Annotated in this window: 14 protein-coding genes; 5 read left to right on the top strand and 9 right to left on the bottom strand. The window is 39.5% G+C overall.

Annotated features, from left to right (window positions below):
* Window positions 1–90 precede the first annotated feature (90 nt).
* The 4 genes from B2107_RS11835 (at window position 91) to B2107_RS11820 (ending at window position 4,383) form a co-directional block, all read left to right on the top strand.
* Window positions 91–1,137, top strand: a complete 1,047-nt coding sequence (locus B2107_RS11835) for an 8-amino-7-oxononanoate synthase (protein WP_293955831.1) — start codon at window positions 91–93, stop codon at window positions 1,135–1,137.
* Between the two features lie 248 nt (window positions 1,138–1,385).
* On the top strand, window positions 1,386–1,670 hold the full coding sequence (locus B2107_RS11830; RefSeq protein WP_046673299.1) for an HU family DNA-binding protein: 285 nt from the start codon (window positions 1,386–1,388) through the stop codon (window positions 1,668–1,670).
* 18 nt (window positions 1,671–1,688) lie between these two features.
* Window positions 1,689–2,525, top strand: a complete 837-nt coding sequence (locus B2107_RS11825; protein WP_293955830.1) for a tetratricopeptide repeat protein — start codon at window positions 1,689–1,691, stop codon at window positions 2,523–2,525.
* 304 nt (window positions 2,526–2,829) lie between these two features.
* Complete coding sequence (locus B2107_RS11820; protein WP_293955829.1) at window positions 2,830–4,383, top strand: Rne/Rng family ribonuclease; 1,554 nt, start codon at window positions 2,830–2,832, stop codon at window positions 4,381–4,383.
* 77 nt (window positions 4,384–4,460) lie between these two features.
* Here the strand turns inward: B2107_RS11820 and miaA are convergent, their stop codons facing one another.
* The 3 genes from miaA to B2107_RS11805 form a co-directional block, all read right to left on the bottom strand.
* Window positions 4,461–5,360, bottom strand: coding sequence for a tRNA (adenosine(37)-N6)-dimethylallyltransferase MiaA (gene miaA / locus B2107_RS11815; RefSeq protein ID WP_293955828.1), 900 nt, complete (start codon window positions 5,358–5,360; stop codon window positions 4,461–4,463).
* A complete protein-coding gene (locus B2107_RS11810; RefSeq protein ID WP_293955827.1) occupies window positions 5,357–6,529 on the bottom strand; it encodes a Gfo/Idh/MocA family protein in 1,173 nt (390 codons plus the stop codon). Before B2107_RS11810 ends, miaA begins: the two co-directional genes overlap by 4 nt.
* A 65-nt stretch (window positions 6,530–6,594) precedes the next feature.
* Window positions 6,595–7,374, bottom strand: a complete 780-nt coding sequence (locus B2107_RS11805) for a hypothetical protein (RefSeq protein WP_293955826.1) — start codon at window positions 7,372–7,374, stop codon at window positions 6,595–6,597.
* A gap of 269 nt (window positions 7,375–7,643) precedes the next feature.
* On the opposite strand from B2107_RS11805, the gene def reads away from it, so the two are divergent.
* Entirely contained in the window at window positions 7,644–8,225 is a 582-nt protein-coding gene (gene def, locus B2107_RS11800; protein WP_293955825.1) for a peptide deformylase, read from the top strand.
* A 165-nt stretch (window positions 8,226–8,390) separates the two neighbouring features.
* Here def and B2107_RS11795 read toward each other — a convergent pair whose 3' ends face one another.
* From B2107_RS11795 to B2107_RS11770, 6 genes are all read right to left on the bottom strand, one after another.
* The gene (locus B2107_RS11795) at window positions 8,391–9,002 is read right to left on the bottom strand and encodes a trimeric intracellular cation channel family protein (RefSeq protein ID WP_293955824.1); all 612 of its coding nucleotides are present in this window, start codon (window positions 9,000–9,002) and stop codon (window positions 8,391–8,393) included.
* A 348-nt stretch (window positions 9,003–9,350) separates the two neighbouring features.
* Entirely contained in the window at window positions 9,351–11,951 is a 2,601-nt protein-coding gene (locus B2107_RS11790; protein ID WP_293955823.1) for a BamA/TamA family outer membrane protein, read from the bottom strand.
* A gap of 2 nt (window positions 11,952–11,953) precedes the next feature.
* Window positions 11,954–12,847 (bottom strand): SdiA-regulated domain-containing protein, encoded by an 894-nt coding sequence (locus tag B2107_RS11785; protein ID WP_293955822.1) that lies wholly within the window; start codon window positions 12,845–12,847, stop codon window positions 11,954–11,956.
* A 106-nt stretch (window positions 12,848–12,953) separates the two neighbouring features.
* Complete coding sequence (ppk1, locus tag B2107_RS11780) at window positions 12,954–14,993, bottom strand: polyphosphate kinase 1 (protein ID WP_293955821.1); 2,040 nt, start codon at window positions 14,991–14,993, stop codon at window positions 12,954–12,956.
* 161 nt (window positions 14,994–15,154) lie between these two features.
* A complete protein-coding gene (locus B2107_RS11775; RefSeq protein WP_293955820.1) occupies window positions 15,155–16,327 on the bottom strand; it encodes a Pycsar system effector family protein in 1,173 nt (390 codons plus the stop codon).
* Window positions 16,328–17,054: 727 nt separating this feature from the next.
* Window positions 17,055–17,192: a hypothetical protein gene (locus B2107_RS11770; RefSeq protein WP_293955819.1), complete on the bottom strand. Its 138-nt coding sequence runs from the start codon at window positions 17,190–17,192 to the stop codon at window positions 17,055–17,057.
* Window positions 17,193–17,391: the final 199 nt, after the last annotated feature.

The following is a 17,391-nucleotide window of genomic DNA, read 5'->3' as shown; positions in this document are numbered from 1 at the left end:
CGAAAATATTATAGCTTTTTTGATTAATACATAATATATCGTAAGTCGCGAAGCGCAGGCTCGCAGAGCAAGAGAATCGGTAACACCAACATGGATAATTTTACGCGTTTAGAACAACCAACAGGTCGGCTTATCACAGTCGATGACAAAGAATATCTTTTTTTTGGTGGAACTTCCTATCTTGGGCTGGCAACAGATAAAGCCTATACGTCTATTTTCATAGAAGGTATACAGCGGTATGGTATCAACAACGGCACTTCACGAAATAATAATGTGCAACAGGCCATATTTCATCAAGCTGAAGAATATGCGGCAAGGCGTTTTGATTTTGAAGCGAGCTTATTGCTCTCCAGTGGATATCTGGCTACTCAGTTTTTGATTAAAACATTGGCCGGCGAAGGAGAAATGCTGTACGCCCCCTCCTGTCACCCCTCGCTGTGGTTAGACGAAAAACCAGACGTAGCGGGAAGTTTTAATGACTGGGCCAATTCTGCAGTTGCATATATTAACCAATCGTCGCAAAAATCGTTTATTATTGTCAGCAACAGTCTCGATAATATGAAGCCGGAAATTTATGACTTTACTGTCTTTGCACAGATTGATCCAAGCAAGCGTGTGTTGTTGTTGCTGGACGATTCTCATGGAATTGGTGTTATACGAAAAAATGGCATTTCGTTCAATAAGAGCCGTTTTAATTTGGCTAATATTGAACTGATTGTTGTGGCTTCATTAGCGAAAGGTCTGGCAACAGATGCTGGGTTGATTCTTGCAGATGAGGAGCGCATCCAAAACCTAAAAAAATCTAATTTTTATACCGGTGCATCTCCGAGTTCACCCGCGAGCTTATATGCATTTGTACATGGAGAGGAGATCTATTTACGGCAATTCGAAAAAATGCAATACAACAGCAGTTATTTCAATGCACGTATAATGTTCAGATTAAATGCTGTGCCCAATTTTCCTGTCTTTTCATCAAAGGATATCAACCTTTATGAAAGACTAATGGCATCAGGTATATTGGTTTCAAGTTTTCCCTATCCGCTTGCTACAGACCCGCTATTGAACCGTATTGTGGTGAATGCACATCATACTGAAGCGGATTTGGATCGGCTAAGTCATGCTATTGGCATAAATTGAATTTTATCGCACAACTATAGAGTCAACATCTTGTAAATTAGCTAATTGTTTTTATTTTTGGAGTTTATTTTAGTGGTTGAAGAAATCTAGGGTCTCGTTAAATGATTGTAAATGTTTGGCTTTTGGAAGCTTATTTATCAAAAAAGTATTTAAATAATTTCCATTACTCATTTTAAAACAATACTTTTGCATCCCCAAACATTAGTTGGCTTAAGGGTTGAAAAATAAATAATTACAGTAAAATAGATATGACTAAAGCAGAAATTATTGCAGAGATCTCTACCAAAACTGGCTTAGAGAAGGTAGATGTTCAAGAAACCGTAGAGGCGTTCTTTAAAGTTGTCAAAAACGCAATGATCGGAGGAGAAAATGTATATGTAAGAGGTTTTGGGAGCTTCGTAGTCAAAAAAAGAGCTGAGAAGACTGCAAGAAACATTTCAAAAAATACAGCAATCATTATCCCTGAACACTTTGTTCCTAGTTTCAAGCCAGCTAAAATTTTCGTAGAGAAAGTAAAGAATGGCAATAAATAATCTTTAAAATAGATTAATATGGCAAAAACCAAACAGATAATAGTAATAGGATCAGTAGTAGCCTTGGTTGCTGTGCTTTTGGCGCAGCCTATTAAAGGTTTGGTGAACAAAGAAAAACAAACTGCTGCAGCATCTGAATCGAAGCCTTCCAATGAAATAAATTTGGAAAATATATCTTCGATGACAAAACAAGGTTTAGATGCTAGTTTAGTCAAAGAAATTTCCGATATTGAGGGCCAAGTTGCAAAAGCTTCTGGAGAGGATAAGATAAAGCTGTTGCAACAGTTGGCAGATAAGTGGGATGATGTTGCTAAACCAGCCCCTCAGGCTTTCGTGTATGAGGAAATGGCAAAGGTTTCACCCAAGTTTGAGTATTGGTTGAAAGCAGGTAACGCATATCGTGCTGCTTATACAAATTTGCAAGATTCTACTTTGTCGCACGCGTTGAATCAAAATGCTATTCATGCTTATGAGGCGGCGTTAAAAGCGAATACAAGTAGTTTGGAAGCAAAAACAGGATTAGGTGCCGCAATGGTATCGGGAACGAATAATCCCATGGCAGGTATTGCCTTATTGCGGGAAGTCATTGCTGCAGATCCTAAAAATTTAGAAGCAAATAAAACTTTGGGATTGTTTTCATTACAGTCCCGTCAGTTTGACAAAGCTATCGAGCGTTTTAAGACCGTTATCGATCAAAAACCCGATGCCGAGTCATACTTTTACTTAGCCACGGGCTACGAAAATATTGGGATGAAAAAGGAAGCTGTGACTGCTTTTCAAAAAAGTAAGGAACTGGCAGCCGATCCTTCCCTATCACAATTCATTGATCGAAAGATTGCTGAATTGAGCAAGTAATTAATTTATTATTTTATAATCATTAAAAAATTTAGCTATGCCAAGCGGAAAAAAAAGAAAAAGACACAAAATGGCTACTCACAAACGTAAAAAACGTTTAAGAAAAAATAGACACAAGAAAAAATAGTCTTGTGATGAGCTTTTAAATATCTTGGCCCATTTTGCTGAGATAGCTTTACGAAACGATCTACATATCTGTGAAGGGTATGTAGATTGTTTTTTTCGTAACAACGTTCTTTAAATGTTTAATCGGATACCAAAGATTGCGATAGGATATTGCATAGGTATCAAAAATGAGTAGCTTTTGGTAAAGGAATTAATTATCGATTCAACTCCTGATAAAGGGGTAACTATTGCTTTACTTCAAGATAAGCAGCTTGTTGAACTTAACCGTGAGCCCGCAAATAATAACTTCGCCGTTGGAGATATCTATCTCGGACGTATTAAGCGAATTATGCCAGGGCTTAATGCAGCATTCGTAGATGTAGGCTACGAAAAGGATGCTTTTCTACATTATTTAGATTTGGGTCCTCAAGTTCAATCTTTGCTAAAGCTTACCCGTATAGTAAAGAATGGCAGTTATCAAGAGAAACTGCTCAATAGTTTAAAACTTGAAAAGGATATCGATAAAGCTGGTAAGATCTCTGATGTCTTGAGCAAAAATATGCTCGTGCCAGTACAAATCGCCAAAGAACCCATTTCAACAAAAGGACCGCGTCTGAGTTCAGACCTTTCAATAGCAGGTCGTTTTGTCGTTCTGGTACCTTTCTCAAGTACTGTTTCCATTTCCAAGCGTATCAAAGGTAGTAACGAGCGCAACCGCCTCAAGAAGATTGTCGAAGGGATTAAGCCATCAAATTTTGGCGTGATTATCCGTACAGTGTCTGAAGGTAAGGGGGTCGAAGAACTACAACGCGACTTATTGGACCTGATCTCAAAATGGGAGCTATTTACCAAACGTCTTCGTAGTGCTGAACCGCCGCAAAAGGTTCTTGGAGAAATGGATCGTGCATCCACTATTCTACGGGATATTTTGACCGACGAGTTTTCGCATATTTATGTTAATGATCCTTCGATATTCGAAGAAACAAAATCATATATACACGATATCTCTCCAGATTTGGAGAAAATTGTCAAGCTTTACAAACATAAAGAGCCAATTTTTGATCATTTTGGAGTTGAAAAGCAAATCAAGGCAGCTTTTGGCAAAACGGTAACATTACCAGGTGGTGCGTATCTCGTTATTGAGCATACCGAAGCCTTACATGTTATCGATGTCAACAGTGGTAACCGCTCCGCTAATAAGGAGAATCAGGAAGACAATGCATTGCTGGTCAACATGGAAGCAGCAAAAGAAATTGCGCGACAGCTGCGTTTACGTGATATGGGCGGAATTGTAGTCATCGATTTTATCGATATGCATAAACCCAATCATCGAAAAGAGCTGTATACGTTCTTAAAAGAATGTATGGCGTCGGATAGAGCAAGACATACGATTTTACCACCAAGTAAATTTGGATTGGTACAAATTACACGTCAGCGTGTCAGACCTGAAATGAATATTGTCACAAACGAAAAATGTCCGGCTTGTGATGGGACAGGTGAGATCCGATCAAGTATTGTCGTGATGGATGATATTGAAAATAATTTGAAATTTATTCTTCAAGAACAAAACGAAAAAAAGGTGACCTTATGTGTTCACCCTTATATAGACGCCTACATTAAGTCTGGTTTGATTTCTAAAAGAATGAAATGGTTCATGAAGTACGGAAAATGGATTAAAGTAAATCCAATGACGTCATATTACCTAACTGAATTCCATTTCTTCAATGCGAAGGATGAAGAAATCAAGTTATAATAGAAAGAGATTAACGAAAAGGGTTAGTAGAGATACTAGCCCTTTTTTGTTTCTATACGGCTTCTATTTGTCTGTTTTTAAACCCAATGGATCATTATGCCATCTTTTTCCATTTTACGGAAATAAGTCATTTGCCGTTTAGCATAGCGGTGTATTTCGGTCTCCAGTTTTGTGGTGAAAGCAGTGTAATCGAGCTGTCCAAGCAGATGTAGCGAGGCATATTTATATTCCAGACCATAATACTGCAGTTGCTCGTGTGTGATTCCTTCGGCCAATAATTTCTCCACTTCTTCTAAAAAGCCTTCTTTCAACCGTTGTTCTAGTCGTTGGCTAATGTGCGAACGTCTAGTTTCCACAGGCGGATTTAATCCGATAACAATGCTATCTACTGCTTGTTGCTGCACGATGTGATCGGGGTGATTCTCTAAAAACGCTAATATTTCTATTGCTCGGATGATACGTTTTTTAGTCGAAAGATCGATTTGAAAGTTCACAGGTAGTGTATATTCCTGAAGACGCGCTAACAGCTCCGTCTCGGGATATGCAAGTAATGACTCCTTGAAGCCTTCGATTGATGGGATCAGCGCATAGGGATTTTCTTGGATTACACTTTGAATATATAAACCAGTACCACCACACAGGATGGTATGTTTTCCCTTTTCTAGAATGGATTGTTGGGCTTTACGGAAGTCAGCAATAAAATTTCCGAGATTGTAGCGTCTTCCCGGTTCATGTATGTCGATAAGATGATAGGGAATATCTTGGTATTCCGATAGGTCTTTTCCCGTACCGATGTCCATTCTTCGATAGATTTGGCGTGAATCAGCACTGATGATTTCAGCATCAATGTGTTGGGCCAGTTGGACGGCAAGTTTGGTTTTTCCAGAAGCTGTAGGCCCTAAGATAACGATAACTTTCTCCTTTGGAACAGCCTGCTGCTCCAAAAGAGAAAGTATAGGATTTAATCTGTCTATCACAGAACAAATTTAGTCCATTTTTCTGTTCCTTCGTTATTTTTTACGACAGTATCGATAAAAGCCATACCTCTTACGCCATCATATACTGTTGGAAAATCTTGTTGTTCAGGAGTAGGATTTTTTCCTTCACGTTTTGCAGTCACAGTCGCAGCAAAATTACGATAGATATTTGCAAATGATTCCAATAAACCTTCCGGGTGACCAGCCGGGACACGGGTGTTGTGTGTTGCAAACGAACTTAATGTATAGGGAGCACCATATGCATTTCCTGTACGATAAAGCTGACGCGGTTGATCAAGCATTTTAATGATCAAATTGTTAGGATCTTCATTAGCCCATTCCAATCCACCTTTTTCACCATAGATGCGGATGCGAACGGCATTTTCTTCTCCAGCTGAAATTTGGGAGGCCATCAATACACCTTTTGCTCCATTTTCAAAACGTAAAAGTACCGAACCATCGTCATCTAATAGACGGCCTTCAACAAATGTTGTGAGGTCCGCACATAATTCTTCGATTTTCAAACCAGATACATATTCTGCTAAATGCGCAGCATGTGTGCCGATATCGCCCATAACCAACGATTTACCAGAACGTTTTGGATCTGCGCGCCAAGCAGCACCAGCATTACCTTCGCGTTCTGTTAAGCGGCTTAACCAACCTTGAGGGTATTCAACAACAATTTTTCTGATCTTTCCGAAGTGACCTTCTTTGACCATCGCTTTTGCTTGTTTAACCATCGGATAGCCAGAATAAGTATGTGTAAGGCATAGTGTGCGGCCTGTACGCTCTACAGTTTCTTGTAATTCTTTTGCCTCTTCAACAGATACAGTCATCGGTTTCTCAACCACGACATCGAAGCCTTTTTCCAGCGCTAATTTAGCGGGAGCGAAATGCAGAAAGTTCGGTGTTACGATCGTTACGAAATCCATGCGCTCTCCTTCGGGAAGCAAAGATTCTTTCTCGATCATCTCCTCATAGCTTAAATACACACGCTCAGGTGCTACAAATAGGTCTTCTCCAGATTGTTTTGAAATTTGTGGATCAATACTAAAAGCACCACAAACTAACTCAATCTTGCCATCCATAAAAGCGGCAATACGGTGTACAGCTCCAATAAAGGCATCATTACCGCCTCCAACCATACCCATGCGAAGTTTTCTCTTCATAATGTTATTATTTTTTGATTATTTATTTTTCAAACCCTTACAGTGTACAATATACACAATTTAGCTTATTTTATGTATAAAATCATCTTGATGCTACCCATATTTTCCTTTAGAAAGCCATACGGATATTGTTTAATTAATGCTTTTAGCTCTTCTTTATTGCGATAAACATGTCTTTTTGTGTCTGCTACCCAAAAGTTGATCGGAGCTGTTACTTCTTTGACAACAAAGCCGATTTTTTCAAGAGAGGAGTGCTGACTCCAATCGCGATCAGTGAAGGTCATAATATCGCCAGGTGAGAAATCTTTGCAGAAAGCCTTGATCAATTTGCTTAACCCACCAATTACATTAAATCCCGCTTTGTTACAGAAGCGTATAAGCTCGAACGAACGATAGTCATCCTCCCTGTCCATCATGCGGCGTCCTCCAGAGAAGATAGCGACAGCGACAAGCTCACCCTTCTCAAAGAGTCCATAACGATATTTACCAGGCAGAGCAAGCTGTAAATGATGTTCCACGAGGAACTGTAAGCTTGTCTTTTTATCGATCCGTGCCACCACAGTCTTGCGTGCGAAGATAAATTTGTTGTTTTTAGTTCGCGAAACAATACGCTTGATAATGAGTTCAGACTTGCTTGCTAATAGGTCTTCATCAATATGAATACATGGTTCGGAAGTTTGGATCCTAATAGGCTTATTGTTAGGGTATAACAATATGGTTGTTGTTAATTCAAGGGAGGATATTTGTATAAATCCATCAACTTCAAAGAGTTGTAATGAGACTTCAAGCGCTTGCTCAAGTCTAAGCTTAAATTGCGTTGACAAATTTAAAAACGAAGGATCCATAAAACAAAAGTAACTTTTGTGGAAGTCTTCACGAAATATTCGATTTTAATAATTATCCGTACCTTTGTAAGCGAACGTATAATGGTTCTACAGCGTATCCTTAGTTAGTTTAAAAGCAGAGCGAATCCGGTTCAGAAATTATTCGGACATGAACCAAAATTTAATTGTGCAAAATTTCACTAGGTACGAAATGATCTTTAAGAACAAACGACGTGTAATGAACTCCTATAAATAGGAGTATCTGCACTTAAATAAATAATTATTTATATATGAAACTTCCGATAGTGGCGTATGGCGATCCTGTATTAAGAAAGGTCGCTGAAGAAATAGATGAAGACTATCCTGATTTAAAGAAATTGATTGATGACATGTTTGATACCATGTATGCGGCACATGGTGTTGGTTTAGCGGCACCGCAGATAGGCTTGCCTATACGTATGTTCGTTATCGATGCAACCCCTTTTGCAGAAGATGATGAAGAAAATAAAGCAATGCTCCAATCGTTCAAAAAGGTTTTTATCAATCCCATCATGGTAGAAGAGTCTGGTGAAAAATGGGCTTTCGGAGAAGGATGCTTAAGTATCCCAGATATCAACGAGGATGTATTACGTCATCGGAATATCCGCATTAATTATCTGGATGAAAACTTTGAGGAACACGAAATGGATCTCACTGGTTTGGCGGCGCGTGTTGTTCAGCACGAATATGATCATATTGAAGGAAAGTTGTTTACCGATAAATTGAGTACGTTGAAAAAAACGATGTTGAAAAGTCGGCTGGATGCCATTTCGAAAGGAAATATCCGCGTTGGTTATAAAATGCGATTCCCACAGCAAAAGAAAAAGCGTTAGTACAGACTAACGCTTTTTCTTTTATCACGTCTCCTTGTTTAGCGGCTGGAGTTTATAAGCACAAGATTCAATCGTTTCATTCTTCTTTACAATTTACTGTTGAAACCGAATAAATAATTCATCAGCATCTCCTACAGGTAATTTAAGCGGTGTAAGGGGGTCCACTCAATCCAGGCGAGGTAAGTATAAACGATATTTAACGGCTGTCATTCGTATAAAAAATACAACTGCAGCTCCGATAAAGGCTGCCCATGAAACATCGAGATCAAGATGCACCAATAAAATATATATGAGGCCACCACCTAAACAGGCGGTAGCATATACTTCTTTCTTAAAAATGAGCGGTGTCTCATTTAAGAGGACATCGCGTGTCATGCCTCCACATACTGCGGTAAACATTCCAAAGATAATGGCAGCATAGGTATTACTCTCGTAGTTGAGTGATTTTTGCACCCCTAATATGGTAAAAAAGCTAATTCCGATGGCATCAAAAAGTGTTAATGTACGATAATAACCATACAATTGTCTATTGAAAATAATGGCGATTAAAATTCCGATGAAGATAGCAATGAGATAATTGCTGTCATTTACCCAGACTGGGCGCAGATTTAAAAAAATGTCCCGCATAGATCCCCCACCAATGGCCGTAACAAAACCTAAAAAGGCCGCTCCAAAAATATCAATATCCTTACGTTTTGCTGACAGGGTACCTGATATTGCAAAAAATAAAGTGCCAAGCAAATCGCTTAGATAAAAATAGTTGGCATCTGTAATCATGGTAATCCTTTTAAGTAGTTTTCATTTAAGCTCCAGTTGGTGCCGCATTATAAAGAAGCACTCCCAATTGGAAAAATTTCCCTTCCCTGGACAAATTTAAGAGAAATTCTGATAGGTTAAATTCACCTGAAGCAAATTGCTTTTAGGCTGGTAGGGTCTTGTACATCCTCTAATCATAAGTGTTCGATGATCCACGCAATGGTGTCCGTATCGTAGATGGCATGTATAGATAACATTCAGATCTTCCAGAATTTCTTCTGATAAATACATTTGCAAAAAAATTACCATTGACATGCTGTTTTTTTTGGTTCGTTCCAATGGAAAGAGCGGAATGATGGATTTAGAATTTTAGAAGCGGAAACCTGTACTGAAATAAGGGTACCAGCCTTCATCCGATCTTGTCATCACAAAATGCAATGGAAGCGCATCTGCGACGATGTAATATACGCCCCCGCCCACACCTTGATGAAACTTACCACTATTATAGCCTTTTGCCCATACTTTACCAATGTCGTACATGCCCATGAGTCCGAATTCACCCGGAAGAACATAGCTCTTGACATCCTTTATTTTAAGACGTGCCTCCAAATTATTATAAAGCATCTGCTGTCCTGCAAATCGATATTGGCGAAACCCTCTAAGGTTTTCGTGACCGCCTAGAAATAAATATTGATAGAATGTAGGATTTCCGACGACTGCTCCCCCGCCCGTTCTGTTGGCGAATATAATGCCTTCATGGAGTACACTAAAATATCCAGTGATGGCAGCATTTAACTGCACCGAATTTTTTGAATACTGATTGAGTCCAAAATAAGAATTCAAATCGGCTTTGATATAGATTCCCTTACTTGGATTAATCTTTCGATTACGTGAGTCTTGCGTTAAAAAAGCATTGATACCTGCAAAAGCTTTGTCTTTGGTAATTGACAAGCTATCGTAAGAATGTAAAGCCTGAGGATTTAGAATAAATCGATCTTCATTCTCATTAGGATCTAAGTGATAAAATTGGATATGTGGACCTACGGCAACGTTTAGCGTGGGTGAAGGTTTCCATCTTAACTGTGGATTGATATTGAAGATATTAAATCTACTTCGGTAATATTTTGCACCATACTGCTCCTTTAAAAATGGGGAGTTATTTCCTACGCCGAAGAAATTCTGTGTGTTGTCGGGAGCTTTCGCTAAGGCATCGATAACTATATCAGCATCGCCGGCGGCAGCAGTCCATTCGCCTCTATAGTGAATTTTATATGCTCCGGTGCGAAAGGCGGTTGCTACGGTGAGCTGTTGCCTATAGCTAAAGGGGCTTTTTCTAAAGCCACGCTGATGTGTGTAAGCTGCTCCGAGTCCGAGGGAAATACCGTCGTCTGCATTATAGCCTGCAGTAACCAAGGGAAGCCAGGTATTGTAGAGGTTTACCGGAACAAATTGCGTGTTGATGCTATCTTGGGCATAATGAAGCTTTATTTTCTTCTTTTCACCGAGCATAACAGAATTTTTAGTGTTTTCGTAAAGCTGTATCCTTGATCTGCTCTGATTGATAGTATAAGTCTTTGGTGTGCTATCGCCTATAATTCTTAGTTTGATGGGAGATTGTGCATTGTCGATGAAAACAGAATCTTTTCCATCACCTAAATAGAGGCGAATCTCTTTTGTCAGGGTATTTTTGTAGGTTTTGTCCATCAAAGTTTTGGTGACTTTGCCTACTTTGTTGATCTTCGAAACTTTGACTTTTAAGTTTTTACTTCCGGTGCTCCATATTTCTACTTTTTCGTTTTTGTCGCTGAGATGAATATCGACAATGTTATTGATAAAATTGTAATACTCTTCCATCGCAGTGGGCAGTGCATCACGGCGGCTTTGAAGTGTTTTGAAGATTTGTTCTCCACGAATAGTAATGGACGACTGTGGGAGGCTGTGTACGGATTGCCATAACACCGAATCTGTGAGGCGTGTAACAAATTGCTTCACCTCTTTGGTCCATTCCTTGTGGGAGAGCTGGTTGCTCGGATGAGCATTTAAGAAGCGCGATTTGAAAAGAGAATAGCGAATGTCGGGAATGCCCGTTGTGAATCCTTGCATGACTGGATTGACGAATTGCTGATAGATGTCTTTCATTAGAAAACCTTGCGTGACACGCAGTGCCTGGTCGCGATCGCGGGGAATAGGAATATAGTCTTTATCCTGATCTGTGCTATCCTGATTCTCATCGTACCATCGCCATTGATCCTCATGTCGGTCCCAATCACTGACCAGCACATCCAACATCCTTGCGCGTAGGTACGCTTTGGCTTTAAAATTGTCGTCATTATCTTCCTGCAACTTTCGCACAGTTTTAGGACTATTGTCTGAATCTCCGAGCGGTTCACGCTCCTCCAGTAGAGCTACTGTATGTTCAAAAAGCGGAGCATATTCGCCTAATAGACTATCTTGTGCTACAACGCCAATGATGGGATGAGCATGTGCGACGTTTACCGCATTGGCCAAGGCAGGGATCATCAGCGCGGAATAGGGATGCTGAGCACTAGTGGCGTCATCCAATACATCCTGCACAAAGGTACCGTGTAATTCTTCCGGTATAAGGGATTCAGTTCTTTTATTGACCGATCGCAGCGCCCATTCCCTTCCCATAGAATCTATTAGCCTTAAAGAAACCGATTGCATCCCACCGCCTTGTTTAACAGGACGCAAACCGCCATATAATGTGGAAAGTTGAATCAAGGGCAGAGTGGTTTCTGCAGCCCATTCTTTGCGGTAGTTTTCGCCGAGGAAGAACTTTTTAAATTTACTGGCTTTACCATATTTTGCGTTTGCTATGACATTTATACTGTCCTTAATGAAGGTTTGAGCAAAGGGTGTGCCCTGATTCGTATGCAACCCTGTATGCTTTTGCTGTGAATAAGCATGACTAACAAGAAAAATAAGAAAGAATGGTACGACCTTTTGCATGCCTATTGTTTTTCAAATTTATAAATGATCCCTTTATCCTGATTGCCAGCTTCGCTGCTGACATAAAGATTCAGTTTAGAATCAAAGTTAATACCTTCGGGTTGAGGAAAGATCTTCCGGTCTAATGGAAAGAGCGATTTTACACGAAAATTCTCATCCGTCACAACAAGAGCTTTGTCTACCGAAGATAAGATGTACCACTCTTTACTATCCGCTTTTTTTGCTAAAGCTGATGGTTTAAAGGTCTTTTTGATTTTAGTATCAAAAGCACGAAGCTCATCAAGCTGAATTGAAAATTCTCCTTTCGGCTGGAATTGACTGTTTTCGTCAATTGAAAAGATGTATCCAGAGGTTTGTGGCTGCTTTCTATCGACCTTGCATTCCTTACATAATACATATGCCTGGTTACTTTCGCGATCGATAAAAAGCCCTTCGTATTCTCCTTTTGGAAGTAAATTCTTCTGTTCGAAAACATTTTTTATATTATCCTTTTCTGCAATAGGAAAAGAATATATGCTGCCATTACTCTTTAAGATAAAGAAATGTGTATTGCTTATCGAGATATCTTCATAGTCGCCATCTTTCCCAAAAGGGGTGAAGGTGACTTTTTGTGTGGGCTGGTTAAACTTATATAGAAAGCCCTGTTCATCCTGAATGGCATAAATATCATCATCCTGCCCCGGAAGAAAGGTGATCCCTGATATTTCCAGTAATTCGTTAGGTAAACTCATCTTGCTGCCCGAAGATAATGTGTAGGGAATGCTTAGTGATTTTTCAGCTTGAACATAAGCTAGCTTGTTGCTGTTTTCTTTGGTTGTATTATTTGGGTTGCAGGCAAGTAAAATAGCCGATAATAGACTTAAGATAGCAGTTGTATGTAGGGTGGTTTTTTTCATATTTCTATTAGTATGTTTTCATTTGATGCTTTCGGGGGCCTTTCAGAACAAATTTAGATACCATGTTTTTAGTCTCGGACTTTCAAATTACGTATGTTATTATGAATTACTTAATTGAATAGGTACACTGTTCCATTTTAGCTTTTAAATAATCAGGGATTTGCTGTTGCGAAACATTTTTATGCTGTGTTTCTATCGCTTGGTTTTGCCCCTTGTCATTCAGTAATGTAGCTTCGGTGTCGTCCGAAAACTGGATATCAAACATCTCTTGTATTTGACGTGCCAATGCCGGATCAAGCAGCGGAAAGCAAGTTTCTATACGGCGGTAAATGTTGCGGTTCATCCAGTCTGATGAGCCGAGATAAACGAGCGTTTGGGTCTGATATTGAAAAATAAATATTCTTCCGTGTTCTAAATATCTTCCTACAATCCTTTTCACGGTGATGTTTTCACTTAGTCCCGGTACCTGCGGTTTTAGTCTGCAGATACCCCTGATCAACAACTCTAGCTTTACCCCTGCCCTGCTCGCTTCATATAATTTGTTGATTAACGATTCTTCTTCCAGATTGTTTAATTTAATTTTTATTGTTGCTGGAGCTCCAGCTTGAGCTGCATGGATGGCTTGGTCAATCAGCTCTAAAAACGTAAGCTTGAGGTTGAACTGTGCTACTAGTAGATGGTCAAATGATAGTTCATTTGGGTTGTGGGGTTTCCTTCGTGCCGGAAGAAACTCAAATAGCAAATTTAATTCGTCGGTCAGCAGCTTATGAGAAGTGATAAGGAAATAGTCTGTATAAACCTTAGCTGTTTTTTCATTTAGATTTCCCGTACCCAGTAAAGCACTTTGTCGGCCTGCCTGACGTTTGACCAGTGCTATTTTGGCGTGAACTTTTAAGTTTGGGATACTGTAGGTGATTTTTACGCCGTTTTCTTTCATCAGTCGAGACCAATGTATATTATTAGCTTCATCAAAGCGCGCTTTCAATTCTACAAATACATTGACCTGTTTTCCATTTTTCGCTGCGGTAGCTAATGCTTGTGCAATACGCGAATCGCCTGCTATTCGGTATAAGGTTGTGTAAATCTCGTCTACGGTTGGATCTATCGCAGCCTCGTTAAAAAAACGCAGTATGGGGTCGAACGATTCATAGGGAGTACAGATCAACATATCTTCCCGGTCTATTTGATCAAAGATAGATTCTTCGAAATTGTTATCGGTATTGATTTGTAGTTGTTTCGGATACAAAAGGTTCTCTATTTTAATTGGGAATGAGAAGAGGTCCTTCAAGTTGTGGTAGTTTCCGCCTTTAACAATGCTACTTTTCCGTAGGTCGAATAAGGTTGCAAGTCTTTCAATTAGCCGCTCTGGTAGATTAGGTTGATAGAGAAAGCGCGTCGCATAGCCAAGATCACGTTTGTTGACCTCCGATTCGATTTTCTGTGCAATATCTCCTTCAAATTCGTCTTGAAGATTTAACTCGGCATCTCTTGTGATTTTAAAGGAATAGAAACTTAATGATAAATTTCGTATAGCCATGGGCAGAAATGCTTTGATTATATCATCTATTAGGACAACATATTTGCCGTTGTTGGTCTCGCAGGTGAAAAATCGACCAATATAGTTTGATGGGATATTTAGAAATGTTGCTGCTCCTGTATTTTCATCCTCAACGACGAAGTATAGCTGATTATTGTCTGGAAAAAATGACGTATCATCGATCGGGATAATTTGCAGATAGGAAGCAATTGTATTGAAAAAATAGTGTGCAGTTAGGCCCTTTATTTCTTCGGGGATAGCTTGGTTGTAAATAAAAAATATACTTTCTTTCGCTAATTCTTGAATAATATCAGTGAGTAAGAGCCCGAATTTTTCCTGTTGTTTGTGTATGAATTTTGACGCTTTTTTATATGTAGCGATGTCTATGTTAGGGATGAGCTCTTTCGGATTTTGTTTTATTATTTTTTTTCCAGCCATCAGTACAGGCATTCTAACGCGATAAAATTCATCCAGATTGGATGAAAAAATAGCTAGAAATTGCAGTTTTTCCAATAGAGGGACCTCTTGACGACCAGCTTGGTCAAGAACCCTATCATTAAACGATAACCAGCTAATGTCTCTGTTTATATAAAGATCTTTCATCATCATCCGTATACTTTTTTTGTTATAGCAGTCTATTTGGGAAAACATCGATACTTGATGTCGGTCTATTTTAAGCTAATGATTGAATTCATTGGACTTTTTGGATAAAATAAAAGAAAGTACATGAATTTTTGATTATGAGGAACTAAGTCGGTCTTTATCGGAAATTAAAGTAGGGTGGCTCCGATAAAAGAAACGACTGATATCACAAGTCCAAACATAAAAACTCCATATGCGTATCGTAGAAGTTTGTATTTTCGGCCTAATACCACACCTTGCGAATAAACATCCTTGGTAAGCATGCCATATAGAAATTCCGAATCGACCATTACCTTCTGCATACCCTCATTGTAGTCATCGAGTTTCATTTTGTAAAAATTACCAAAAAAGAGCAGATTGACTGATTTTTGTTGGATTTCGTCTTTTGAAAATTTACCGGATGGAATTTTAGGAATTGTAGAGAGTATAGCCATGACCATGGTAGCTACCACTGCAGTTGTTAATATAATTGTTGGGATAATAAGGTGTTCGTTTGCATCTAGTTTTCGAAATAAAACTGCAATGACGACAGAAAGGATTATAGAATTGACGGTTAATAAAATATTAGCCTTATTGTCTGCCATATCACTTAATCGTTGATTGTTTGATGAAGTAATCCGGAACATAGTCTCTATTCCGCGTTCAGGCTTGCCACTTTTCTCTTTGTCTTTCTTATCTTCTTTGTTTTTCTTGATGGATTTCTCTTGTTTTTTTTCCAGTTCCTTTAAATTCATCTCCTTTTTGGCATTAAGCTTTTGTTGTGCATATTCAGTATGGTAATGATGGCTCATTAGGAGTTTTATCGTACCGGCTCGCCATACATCTTTGTCAATCTCTTTTCCTAACACCGCTTCCGCTTCTGCTTTCATAAGTTTATTTCTAGTAACAAAATCATCACTTCCAAAATGAAATAAGTCAGCATCGCAGAGAATTTGCTCAAGCAGGTTTGTCGGATCCTGAGGCATTCGAGTTGCTAAAATACAACCTTTAATTTTTTCCTGTACGCCCTGCGGTACAGCTTTTTCTCTCAGAAATTCCAAGGCAATTTCGACACTTCTCTTTTCATGGCCAATGGCATTGTCGGATTGAACGTACCCAAGATCATGAAAGTAGGCTGCGCTAATAACAATAAAGTGCTCCTCCGCTCCTAATTGGTAATACCGCAAAATTTCCTCCGCCGCACTTACAACGGAACGTGTGTGTATCGTATTATGGAAGCAGTGGCAGACTGAAATATTTTCTGTAATATAATTTTCAGCATATTCTTCTACCTGTTTTAAAAGCTGAGCATAATCTATCATGGATCAATATGATTTTATTTCGAATAAAAGTATCTAATCTCTTTAATTTCTTAAAAATAAGACCTCCTTATTATTTATTATCCTACATCAAATTTACAGAAAAAAGAGCTATTCAGGTAGCGATTAATTCTATACGCTATAATAAATACATTATTGGTATGATCAGATGGGTAATCCAATAGTATTTCCGTATAATACATTTGCTTGATGAGAGGTTGCCCACATTACGGTTAGGTACGATGTTTCAACTAAATGCTTTATCGATTCTACTCGTCTTATTCCTTAGTGTAGAATTTGTTTACCTATAGCTTAGCCTTAGCTTAGGTTTAGTATAGGTTGTACCTATACTAAACCTAAACAAACCCTAACTAAACCCTAAGTAAACCCTAAACTAAGCTATAACATGGTAGCGTCTTTGATGCCTTCGATCGGCCGTCCTATATTACGCATTCGGCAGGCCGTTTAGACCGGCGCTGCCTGCGGCATACAACCTGCGAAAGAGACCACCCTGTAGTGCCCGTTGACAGTAATATAATTTGCTTCTACAATGCTGCGGTGCCGGCCTAACACTGCGCTGCCTGCGGCATACAACCTAAGCACGAGACCACGCTGCAGTGCCCGGTGACCGTAATACAATTTGCTCCTACAATGCTGCGCTGCCAACGCTGCGCTGCCAACGGCATGCAACCTGCAAAAGATACCGGTCATGAGTGCCGCGGTGCGCCTTCTACCGGCTTCGTCCTCCCGGGCCATTTTGTCCTGGCGCAGCTGCCTGCCGCCCGCCCCCCCGCCCGGGGCTTCTTTTATCTGCGCTCTGCCCCTGTAATTGCCTCCGGGAGGGGCCTTCTGAAAAATAATCTCCCATCCTTCCAGCGAGTTATGTCCAAAATGAAATAAATAAGAACAAAAGGCTTGGAAGTTTGTTTGTAAACTTCCTATCTTTGCACCACTCCGCAAGGGAGGGACGGTTGCTTCGAAAGAAGGAACCCTGAAAAAAAAAGGGTTTAAGAGAAGTCTGGCAGGATCTAAAATCCAGCTGGGTCTATTTTAAACGCGGAAATCGA

Origin of the sequence: Sphingobacterium sp. UBA7855, assembly GCA_002500745.1 — a bacterium.
Lineage (GTDB): Bacteria > Bacteroidota > Bacteroidia > Sphingobacteriales > Sphingobacteriaceae > Sphingobacterium.
The sequence above is the reverse complement of the archived record's forward strand: the minus strand, read 5'-3'. Positions and strand labels throughout refer to the sequence as shown.

Coding starts and splice junctions, on each gene's coding strand:
- def (WP_293955825.1), top strand. CDS start 7,644: ATGAAACTTCCGATAGTGGCGTATGGCGATCCTGTATTAAGAAAGGTC.
- B2107_RS11805 (WP_293955826.1), bottom strand. CDS start 7,374: ATGGATCCTTCGTTTTTAAATTTGTCAACGCAATTTAAGCTTAGACTT.
- B2107_RS11770 (WP_293955819.1), bottom strand. CDS start 17,192: ATGGGAGATTATTTTTCAGAAGGCCCCTCCCGGAGGCAATTACAGGGG.
- ppk1 (WP_293955821.1), bottom strand. CDS start 14,993: ATGATGATGAAAGATCTTTATATAAACAGAGACATTAGCTGGTTATCG.
- B2107_RS11775 (WP_293955820.1), bottom strand. CDS start 16,327: ATGATAGATTATGCTCAGCTTTTAAAACAGGTAGAAGAATATGCTGAA.
- B2107_RS11795 (WP_293955824.1), bottom strand. CDS start 9,002: ATGATTACAGATGCCAACTATTTTTATCTAAGCGATTTGCTTGGCACT.
- B2107_RS11790 (WP_293955823.1), bottom strand. CDS start 11,951: ATGCAAAAGGTCGTACCATTCTTTCTTATTTTTCTTGTTAGTCATGCT.
- B2107_RS11785 (WP_293955822.1), bottom strand. CDS start 12,847: ATGAAAAAAACCACCCTACATACAACTGCTATCTTAAGTCTATTATCG.
- B2107_RS11835 (WP_293955831.1), top strand. CDS start 91: ATGGATAATTTTACGCGTTTAGAACAACCAACAGGTCGGCTTATCACA.
- B2107_RS11830 (WP_046673299.1), top strand. CDS start 1,386: ATGACTAAAGCAGAAATTATTGCAGAGATCTCTACCAAAACTGGCTTA.
- B2107_RS11825 (WP_293955830.1), top strand. CDS start 1,689: ATGGCAAAAACCAAACAGATAATAGTAATAGGATCAGTAGTAGCCTTG.
- B2107_RS11810 (WP_293955827.1), bottom strand. CDS start 6,529: ATGAAGAGAAAACTTCGCATGGGTATGGTTGGAGGCGGTAATGATGCC.